Here is a 10,068-nt window from a genome sequence, read left to right as displayed (position 1 = left end):
CGCCACGGGGGAGCGTGCCGGGCCGCCGGGTCCCGCACCGTCCGGCTCAGTCGGTCAGGTTGACAGGGCGGTAGGCGTGGTAGCCGTCGCCGTCCCTGAGCCCGTAGGTGTGCGAGGTGTGCCGGGTCCCGGCGTGGCCGGCCTGCTCGTAGGCCTGGTACGAGTGCTTGCCGCTGTCCCAGCCGTCGAAGATGACGACGTGCCGGTGGTCGGGGTCGCTGCTGTTCGCCTTGATGACCAGGTCGCCCCGGCGCAGCTCGGACATCCTGATCGGCTTGGTCCAGCCGTCGTTCTTCAGCGAGACCGTGTTCGGGCCCGACCTGGGCAGACCCAGCGCCATCGAGGCGTAGCCGGAGCAGTCCTGACGGTAGCCGTCCTTCCAGGTCTTGTGCTGGTCGTACGGGACGGGCTTGCCCCCGTTGGCGGTCAGCCAGAGCCGGGCACGGCGGATCTCCTCGGCGCGGCTGATCCTCGGGGCGGCGGCGGCCCGCTGGTCCTGGGCGACGGCGGCGGTGTCCGCGGCGGTCGCGGTGACGGCGACGGCGGGCGCGGTGAGGGTGAGCGAGCCGAGCAGCGCGGTGGCGGCGAGGGCGGGGATGCTCCAGCGGCGGATGCGGTTCATGACGGGGTGTTCCTTTCCCTGTGGACGTCACCGTGACGGACGCCGCGGTGACGGGCGGTGCGGTGATGCGGTGATGCAGTGGTGCGGTGATGCGGTGGTGCTGTGATGCGGTGGTGCGGTGGTGCGGCAGGTGGTTCGGGGCCGGGCCGGGGCGGGGCGGGGCGGGCCTCAGCCCGAGTGGGCGAGGCGGCGCAGCGCGGCCCGGTCGCCGTGGAAGACGTCGGCGTCCATCGGCAGGCCCGCGGTTCCGGGGATGCGGGCCTGCTGGCTGTGCTGCCAGAAGTCCCAGCCGGTGGCGCCGGGCAGCGGGCGGGGTTCGGTGGTGCCGTAGCGGGCGAGCCAGGCATGGTGGCCGGAGAGGTCCTTCGTGCCGCCGAGGCAGTCGTCGACGATGTCCCGGCGGGTGTAGAGGACCGGTGCGGTTCCGGCGGCCTGCTGGACCCGCTGGAGGAAGGTCTTGAGCTGGGCGAGTTGGAGCCGGTGACCGTCGCGGCCGCACTCCTCCACGTCGACGGCGGGCGGCAGTTCGCCCGCCCTGCCGCCGCTGTGGCCGGCGCGGCGCAGCACGTCGAGGAAGTGGTCGGCCTGGGCGGCGCCGTCCTTGTCGGGCTTGAAGTAGTGGTAGGCGCCGTGGGCGAGGTTCACCGAGCGGGCGCCGGCGAGGTCGCGGGTGAACCAGCCGTCGTCGAAGGTGAGGCCCTCGGTGGCCTTGAGGTAGACGAAGGACTGGCCGCCGCGGGCGATCGCGGGCCAGTCATAGGCCTGCTCGCCGTGGTCGGTCTCGTGGTTGTGGTGGGAGCTGTCGAAGCCGTGCACCGCGTAGGCCTGCGGGCCGCCGGCGGCGTCGGCGTCCGCGGCCGGGGCGAGCGCGGTCGGCGCGGCGGCGACGAGGGCGGTGAGGGCGGCGACGAGGGCCGTCCGCAGCGCGGTGCGGATCCTCGGACGGGAGCCGGAGGTCATCAGGGGCTTCTCCTCTGCGGTGCTACGAGGCGGTGGTGCGAGGTGGTGGTGCAGCGGGGTGGTGGTGCGGGGGTGGTGACAGGGCGTCGCCTGACGCCGTGCGGGCCGGCCGGTGTCCGGGGCCCGGAATGAGAGTCGCCCGTCGGCCGGCGGTGGTGCACCGGTTGCCTGTTGTCGCCCGGCCCGGGCACCTCGACAACGGCTCCGACCTGCGGTTCCGCGCTCTTCCGTGCCCTGCCGCGCTCACCCGGGGGAGGCGGCCGGCCTCCCGTGACCGCCCCGGTCCGGCCTCGTTGAACGGTTGGGACACGCTCGGATCGGGGGCTGCGGGTGGGTACGGAAGACGAGCGGCGGCGGGTGCCGGGGCAGGGCGCGCCGCGGTCGGGGCGGGACGGGCGCGGCGGGGCCGGGGTCGGGGCCGGCCGGAGCGGGCCCGACGGGACGCGGGCGGAGGGCTTCGCGCAGGCGCTGCGCGAGCGGCGGCGGGCGCTCGGCCTCTCGCAGTCCGGTCTGGCCCGCGAGGTGCACTACGACAAGAGCCACATCAGCAAGGTGGAGAACGGCGAGAAGCCGCCCACCGCCGACTTCGCCCGGGCCTGCGACCGGGCGCTGCGGGCCGGCGGCGAGTTGGTGGAGCTGGCGACCCGCGGCCAGTGCCCCTACCCCGGGCTCACCTCCTTCCGCGCGGAGGACGAGCGCTGGTTCCACGGCCGCGAGCGGGCCCGTGCCGAGTTGCTGGGTCTGCTCGGCGAGCGGCTGGCGGACCGCGGCGGGCCGGTCGTGGTGGTGGGGCCCTCCGGCGCCGGGAAGTCCTCCCTGCTGCGGGCCGGGCTGCTGCCGGCGCTGCGGCGCGGCGCCCTGCCGGGCCTGGGACCCGCCGGGGCCGCGCTGCTGTCCCCTACGGCCGCACCGCTGGAGCGGCTGGCGGCCGTGGCCGAGGACCGCTCCCCCGTCTGGGTCGTCGACCAGGCCGAGGAGCTGTTCACGCTGTGCCAGGACGCCGCCGAACGGCGGGCCTTCCTGGACCGGCTCTGCGCGGAGGCCGGGCCCGGCGGCACCCGGCTGGTCGTCCTGGGCGTGCGGGCGGACGTGTACGGGCACTGCCTGGCGCACGAGGGCCTGCTGCGGGCGGTGCGGCGCGGGCAGCTGGCGCTCGGTCCGATGAGCGCCGCGGAGCTGAGCGAGGCGATCACCGCCCCGGCCCGTACCGCCCGGCTCGACCTGGAGCCGGGCCTGCTGGAACTGCTGCTCGCGGACCTGGGCCTGGACGGCGGCCCCGGGGCCCGCGCCTACGACCCGGGGGCGCTGCCGTTGCTGGCCCACACCCTGCGCGCGGTGTGGCAGCAGCGCACCGGACGATCCCTCACCCTGGCCGGCTACCGGGTGATCGGCGGGCTGCACGGCTCGGTGGCGCTGACCGCAGAGCGGGCCTGGTCGCGGCTGGACGGGCCGGCCCGGGCCACCGCGCGCCGGGTGCTGCTGCGGCTGGTCCACCTCGGACCGGACGGCCAGGTCTCGCGCCGGCGCGCCGAGCACGCGCAGCTGGCCGCCGCCGAACCGGACGGGCCGCGCCTGGACCACGTCCTGGCCTCGTTCGCCGCCGACCGGCTGATCACCCTGGACGCCACCGGGGTGACGCTCTCCCACGAGGCCCTGCTGCGCGCCTGGCCACGGCTGCGCGGCTGGATCGAGGAGGGCCGTACCGGGCTGCGACTGCACCAGCAGCTCGCCCAGGACGCCGAACACTGGGCGGCGTCGGGGCGCGAGGCCGCGCTGCTCTACCGGGGCAGCCGGCTGGAGCTCGCCCGCCAGTGGGCCGGGCCGTGCGACGAACGGGGCGGGCCGTGCGACGGGCCGGACGGAAAGGGCGAACCGGGCCCGGAGGACCCGGGAGGCCGCCAGGACGCGGAGAGCCGCCGGGACCGGGAGGAGCGCCGGAGCACGGAGAGCACAGAGAACGCGGAGGGCTCGGAGAGCGCCGCGGGGGCATCCGCCGTACTCGCCCCGGTCGAGCGGGAGTTCCTGGCCGCGGCCGCCGCCCGGCAGGCGCTGGAGCGGCGGGCGGAGCGGCGCCGGGTGCGCGCCCGGCGGCGGGTGGCGGGCGCGCTGACGCTGCTGGTGGTGGCGGCGGTGCTGGCCGGTGCCCTGCTGTGGCAGGAGCGCGACCGCGCGACCGCGGCGGTGCGCGGCCGCACCGCGCTGGCGCTGCTCACCGATGCCCGGCGCAACACCACCGGCGACCCGTACGCGGCGCTCGCCCAGTCGCTGGAGGCCCGGCGGGTCGCCCGCGCGGGCGTGCCGGAGCTGCGGCGCAGCGCCGACGACGCGGTGCTGAGCTCCCAGTCCGGGTACCTGGCCGGGCGGATCCCGGGCTTCCGGTGGGGGGTGAACGCGCTGGCGCTGAGCCCCGACCGGCGGCTGGTGGCCACCGGTGACTCGAAGGGTCGGGTGGCGTTGTGGGACACCGCGACCACGGCGCTGGTGTCCGAGTTGCAGGGGGAGGTGACCCATCCCGTGCAGGACGTGGAGTTCAGTCCCGACGGGGCACTGCTGGCCGCCACGCTCACCCGCGACCCGCAGCGGCGGGTGCTGCTGTGGCGGGTGGCGGACCGGCGGGCGCTGCCCTCCCCGGTGATGCCGTCGAGCGCCTCCGGGCAGTCGACGACCGTCGCCAAGCGGGTGGCGTTCAGCGCGGACGGCACGCTGCTCGCCGCGGGCAGCAGCGACGCCGGCCTGCCGGGGCGGGTGTGGGTGTGGCGGGTGGACGCGGGCGCCGCCCTGCCGGTGCGAACCCTGGTCGACCACACCGGGGCGATCCAGGGCCTCGGGTTCGGCCCGGGCCACCGGTTGGCGTCGGCGGCCACCGACGGCACGGTGCTGGTGCGGGACCTGGACGCGCCGGTACGGGAGGACGGCGGGGCTCCGGTGGTGTTCTCGGGGCGCTCGCCCTCGCCCCGCTCGCTGGCCTTCGCGGCGGACGGCGGGCTGCTGGCGGTCGGCGACGAGCAGGGCGGCATCCGGCTGTGGCGGTCTCCTGCGGGTGTCCTGTCCCCGGCCGGCCAGGGGGCGGGCGCCGAGTGGCCGGTCGACGATCTGCCGGCCCGTCACCTCGGCCCGGTCAACGCGCTCGGCCTGACCCCCGACGGCGCCACCCTGGTGTCGGCCGGCGCCGACCGCAGCGCCCTGGTCTGGGACCTGCCCACCCGGCGGGTCACCGCCGAGCTGCGCGGCCATCCGACCTTCGTGCTCGGCCTGGCCGTCGGCAGCGACAACCGCACCGTCGTCACCTCGGCCGGGATCAGCCCGCCGTCCGGCAGCGTGCTCGTCTGGGACCTCCGGCGCGGCCCCGACCTCGCCCCCGGCCCGGACCACCCCGCCGTCACCGCCGTCGCGGCGGCCGGCGGGCGGGCCGCGGTCGGCACCGCCGACGGCCGCACCGCGCTGTGGGACGTCACCGGGTCCTCCCCGCGTCCGGTCACCGTCACCGCACCGACCGGGCGCCCGGTCGCCGCGCTGGCCTTCGACCGCACCGGGCGCACCCTGGTGAGCGCTGGCGAGAACGGCGTCCTGCGCATCCTCGACGCCCGGGACGGCTCGCTCAGGGCCACCACCGACATCGGCGCCCGCGTCGAGCCCACGGCCGTCGCCCTGAGCCCCGACGGCACGCTCCTGGCGGCGGGCACCGAGGACGGGCGGCTGCTCACCGGGGCACCGGACGGTACGCCGCTGCACCCGCGCTGGCACAAGGACAACGACCGCGTCCACGCCGTGGCGTTCCTCGGTGACGGCGCCGTGGTGGCCTTCGCCCACGACTCGCAGTACGTCGAACTGCTGGACGCCGCCGATCCGGCCGCCACCGCCCGTCAGAACCGCATCCGGCACGACGACCTGGTGCTCCGGCTCGCCGTCAGCGCCGACGGCCGGCGCCTGGCCACCACCGGCAACGACCGGCTCGTCCACGTCTGGGACGCCCGCACCGGCGAGCGGCAGGACAGCGACGGGCACACCGCGGGCGAGGACATCGCCCAGTCGCTGGTCTTCGCCCCGGACGGCCGCACCGTGGCCGGCGTCGGGCGCGAAGGAACGCTGCGGCTGTGGGACCCCTCCTCCCCCGCCGCGCCGACCGCCCTCTCCGGGCCGGGGCAGGCGCTGAACTCCGTCGCCTTCCTGCCCGACGGGCGCGCCCTGGTCGGCGGCGACAACGGCGCCGCCCCGCTGTGGAGCCTGTCCTCCGACACCGCCGCCGCCCGGGCCTGCGCCGTGCTCCGCGCGCCCCTGGCCCGCGAGGAATGGGCCCGGCTGCTGCCCGCCGCGCCCTACCACCCGGACTGCGGCTGACCCCCGGCCCGCACCGGCCCCCCGGGGGGCACGGCACCGGTCAGCGGACTCGGCGGGTCAGCGGACTCAGCGGGCGGACTCGTGGGCGAAGACGGCCTGGGCGACCGCCTTCTGCAGCGGGCTCAGGTGCTTGTCGACGAGGGTCTGGTAGTCACCGGCACGGCCGTCGGCCCACTGGCCCAGGCCCGCGACCATGGCCCGGCCGGCACCGGAGAACGCCTGCACCATGCCGCTGTCCGGCGGCAGGGTGGCCAGGCCAGAGGCGGGCGGCGGGGCCTGGGCGCCGACCTGGTAGTCGTCGAAGGCCATGCTGAGGGTGGTGACCAGGTGGACGGTGTCCTTGGGGTCGGCCATGGTGAAGACCGCCAGGTTGTACTGGTTCTTGTCGCCGTCGGTGTACAGGGCGATCTGCTCGCCCAGGCAGCCCTTGGAGGCGCGGATCATCCCGATCAGCCGCGGGCCGACCGAGTCCGGTTCGACGCAGGAGTTCATGACGGTCGATCCGACCCTGGTGTAGACCTCGCCGCCGGCCGCCGTCACCTGGGCGGGGAACAGCTGGTCGAGCGGCAGCAGGGAGGCGTCCGGGGTGGCCGAGGACCGGGCCGCGGCGGCGGAAGCCGTGACGGAAGCGGACGCGGACACGGAAGCGGGCGGGGCCGCAGTGGCGGAAGCGGCCGGGGCCCCGCTCTCGTCACCGGAGGGGCGCAGCAGGGTGAAGGCGCCGCCGGTCACCGCGGCGGCGACGACGGCGAGCGCGAGGTTGCGCGGCCAGACCCGCTGGGGGCGGGGCGAGGAGTCGTCGGGCCGCTGGTCAGGATCGGTGGGGAACATACCGCCGTACCGTAGTGATCTTGATTGCGGCGCTTGACGACGGTCCGATCACAGTGCGATCACATTGTCGGGGCCGGTGACGGCTTGTCGTTCGTGTCCTCCGGGACCCAGGCCCCGGCGCCGAGGCGCCCGGTGGTGCCGAGGTCGAGTTCCGGGACGACCGTGACGGGGGCCGCGTCGGGGGTGGCGCGCACCCGCACGTAGGGGGCGTTGAGCGGCTCCCCGGCACCGGCCTCGGTGGTGTTGCGCCACACCAGGGTGGTGCGGGCGCCCTCTCCCGGGCGCAGGGCGATCTTCCGCGGCGGGTCGTCGGCGCCGGTGCCGGAGGCGATCCCGGCGCCGCCGCGCAGGACCCGCACGCCGTCGAGGGGCTTGTGGTCGAGGTCGAGCGGCTGCACCTGCGGGTAGCCGTCGAGGGTGACGACGGCGGTGCCGCAGTTGCGCAGGTGCAGGCCGACCACGCGCAGGCCCATGGCGGCGTCGCCGTCGTCGGCGTACAGCCGCAGGCCGGAGGGCGGGCAGGGGCCGCCGGCACTGGGTGCCTCGGCGGTGGGCACGCTGCGGACCTTGAGGAGCTCGGGCTTCGGCGGGCGGGGGTTGTCGGGCTGTCCCAGGGTGGGCGCGCCCGGGCGGGAGCCCGGCCCGGTCGGGCCGGGCGCGCCCAGGTCGATCCGCCCCTTCTCGGTGGCGCCGGGGGCGAGCCCGGTGACGGTCCGGGTGAGGTTCCCTCCCCCGCCCGACCCGGGGCTGCCGAACACCGCCGCGCCCCGGTCCGGATCGGGGCCGTTGAACACCACGGTGTAGTCGTAGGGTTCGCTGTTCGGGTTGGTCACCTCGTACTCGAAGCAGGTGCGGCCGACGGCGGTGATCCGCACCCCGCCCTGGGCGAGCGCCGTCGGCTGCGGCACGCCGGGCGCCCCCGGCGACGGGGTGCCGCACGACCCGGGGCTGCCGGAGGCGCCGCCCTGGCCGCCGCCGGAGGCCGCGGTCGTCGCGGTGCCGCCGGAGGCCGCGGTGCCGCAGCCCGCGAGCAGCAGGGCGGCGCCGGCGGCGGCGAAGTGACGGACCATCAGCGATGGTCGGGGCGAGGAGGTCTGGCGCATCGGCCGAGTCGATCACGCCCCGCGCCGGACGGCAGTGAGCCGCGTCACTTCGTGTGCAACAGCCCTGCCACGGTCCGCGCCGGCCCAGCGGCCCGTCCCCCTGCCGCGACGACCCCGAGGTCCACGCCCGGACGGCAACGCCTCCGGCCGGTGCGAGGAGCGGGCGTCCTCGGACCCCGGTGCGGTCAGGCGCCGTCAGGTGCCGCCGAAGGCCGCCGTTCAGAGGAGCTGGAAGGACCACTCCTGCTTCCAGCCGCCTTCACAGCTCCATACCCCGAGCTGCTTGAAGTCGGAGTCGTGGGTGAGGCAGTCGTCGTCGCCGATCTGGACCCGGTACTTGCCGTTGCCGAGGCTGACGAACTCCCACTTCTGGTTGGAGGTGTTGCCCCAGGCCTGCTGTTCGGCGACATAGGTGTCGGGGTTCTCGGTGAGGTTGTACCCGAGGTCGTTGACGATCCGGTAGCGGTCCCCGCCCAGCGGCTTGATGGTCCAGCGGGACCCCTTGTACCCCAGGATCCCGCCCACGATGGGCGAGCCCCAGCTCGCGGTCTCGGTGGGTGCCGAGGCGCCCAACCCGTTGGAGAGCTTCAGGAACAGCGGCCGCTCGGTCGGGATGCTGGAACCGCCTCCGGTCGTCGGGTCCTTCGGGTCCTTCGGGTCCTTCGGGTCCTTCGGGTCGGTCGGCGTGCCCGGTTCGGCCGGGGTGATCACGCCGCCGGACGTGGACTCCAGGACCCACTCCTGCTGCCAGCCCTGCTTGCACGTCCACACGCCGAGCTGCTTGAAGTCGGCGTCGTGGGCGAGGCAGTCGTCGTCGGAGATCCGGATCCGGTACTTGCCGTTGCCGACTCCGACGAGCTCCCACTTCTGCTTGGAGGAGTTGCTCCATGGCTGGAGTTCGGCCATGTAGTTGCTGTTCTCGGTGAGTTCCAGGCCGTAGGAGCTGGTGATCCGGTAGCGACCGCCGCCCACCGGGGTGAGCTTCCACTTGGATTCGCTGCCACCCCGGATCCCGGGGACGACCGACGCGCCGGCAGAGCCGCTGAGCGGGACGGCGCCCAGCCCGTTGGAGAGCTTCAGGTACACGTCGGCGCCGTTGGCGGGTGTGGTCGGGGTGGTGGTCGGCGGGGTGCCGCCCCAGGCCCAGTTCTGGTTGGGCGCGTCCCGCCGGTCCTCGGAGCCGCAGGCCCAGGCCGCCACCGTGCTGCCGTTGGCGGTCCGGCCGCTGAAGTCGTCGATGCAGACGTCCTTGGACCGGTCGTCCTGGTCCGTCATGTGCCGGAAGCCGCCGCTGGGCGACATGTTCCAGCGCTGCCCGGGGATCTCCAGGCAGTCCCAGACCTGGAGCTTGGTCCCGTTCGCGGTCTTGTTGGCCTCCAGGTCGAGGCACTTGCCGTTGGCCGCCTGGAGCTTGTAACCGTTGTAGGTCCACTTCTGGGCGTCGCCGCCGTTGCACTCCCACATCTGCACGGGGGTGCCGTTCGCGGTGCCGTTGCCGCTGACGTCCAGGCAGGCGTGGTAGCCGGGGCCGCTGGAGTCGGGGGTCAGGCTGCCGGTCCTGGTGCCGTACCCGGACCGGGCGGGGAAGTGGATGGTGCGCACGTCGCCGTCGCACTTGTAGGGCCGCGCGGTGCCGGACCGGCAGGTCCACGGCTCCTTCTTGACGGTGTCGCCGTCGTTGCCGATGAACGCCCAGTTCAGGTAGCCGCCGTCGCCCCGGTTGCGGAAGGTCGAGTCCCCCTGGAAGACCCAGATCCGGAACACGTCATAGCCGGACGGTTCCTTCTTCTCCTTGTCCATGAAGTGGTTGAGCTTGTAGGTGGTGTCGAGCAGCACCCCCTTCATGTCGGACTTGTACTCGTTCCTGAACCACTCGGTGTCGTACAGGTCGGTGCCCACGGTCTTGAACACCATGACGTTGAACCCCGGGAACTTCGCACTCAACTTCGTCGCGGTGCTCTGGGTGAACTCCGCGTTGTCCAGCTTGTTGAGATTGGCGGCGTTGTGCATGAGCTTGATCATGTCGAAGGCGGAGTTGATCAACGCGGTCATGCAGTTGCCGCCGCCCGGCGATGCCGGGGTGCCGCAGGTCTTGTCCACGGGGGCCGCCGCGGGCGCGGCCTGGGCCTGCACGACCGGGCCGGAGACCGCCAGAGCGACTGCGGCGACCCCGCAGGCCAGGGCGCGTTTCAGACGGGACAGGGGGTGCACGTC

6 protein-coding genes are annotated in these 10,068 nt (G+C 75.1%); 1 reads left to right on the top strand and 5 read right to left on the bottom strand.

The features are described 5' to 3' along the window. Window positions 1-46: 46 nt before the first annotated feature. On the bottom strand, window positions 47-622 hold the full coding sequence (locus ACWGJO_RS32410; protein WP_452189239.1) for a hypothetical protein: 576 nt from the start codon (window positions 620-622) through the stop codon (window positions 47-49). Window positions 623-790: 168 nt separating this feature from the next. After that, the gene (locus ACWGJO_RS32405; RefSeq protein ID WP_452189237.1) at window positions 791-1,582 is read right to left on the bottom strand and encodes a glycoside hydrolase family 25 protein; all 792 of its coding nucleotides are present in this window, start codon (window positions 1,580-1,582) and stop codon (window positions 791-793) included. A 330-nt stretch (window positions 1,583-1,912) separates the two neighbouring features. Here ACWGJO_RS32405 and ACWGJO_RS32400 point away from each other — a divergent pair, with 330 nt between their 5' ends. Next, window positions 1,913-5,920 carry an nSTAND1 domain-containing NTPase gene (locus ACWGJO_RS32400; protein ID WP_452189235.1) on the top strand — a complete coding sequence of 1,336 codons (4,008 nt, stop codon included), beginning with the start codon at window positions 1,913-1,915 and terminating at the stop codon, window positions 5,918-5,920. Between the two features lie 66 nt (window positions 5,921-5,986). On the opposite strand, the gene ACWGJO_RS32395 is transcribed toward ACWGJO_RS32400, so the two are convergent. The 3 genes from ACWGJO_RS32395 to ACWGJO_RS32385 all read right to left on the bottom strand — a co-directional run bounded on the left by ACWGJO_RS32395 (window position 5,987) and on the right by ACWGJO_RS32385 (window position 10,065). Beyond that, complete coding sequence (locus ACWGJO_RS32395; protein WP_452189234.1) at window positions 5,987-6,751, bottom strand: hypothetical protein; 765 nt, start codon at window positions 6,749-6,751, stop codon at window positions 5,987-5,989. Between the two features lie 59 nt (window positions 6,752-6,810). Next, window positions 6,811-7,854: a DUF4232 domain-containing protein gene (locus ACWGJO_RS32390; protein ID WP_452189232.1), complete on the bottom strand. Its 1,044-nt coding sequence runs from the start codon at window positions 7,852-7,854 to the stop codon at window positions 6,811-6,813. 219 nt (window positions 7,855-8,073) lie between these two features. Then, window positions 8,074-10,065, bottom strand: a complete 1,992-nt coding sequence (locus ACWGJO_RS32385) for a ricin-type beta-trefoil lectin domain protein (RefSeq protein ID WP_452189230.1) — start codon at window positions 10,063-10,065, stop codon at window positions 8,074-8,076. Window positions 10,066-10,068 lie beyond the last annotated feature (3 nt).

The sequence above is a fragment of the Kitasatospora sp. NPDC054795 genome (genome assembly GCF_053611565.1).
This window is presented reverse-complemented; position numbering and strand designations above follow the sequence as displayed.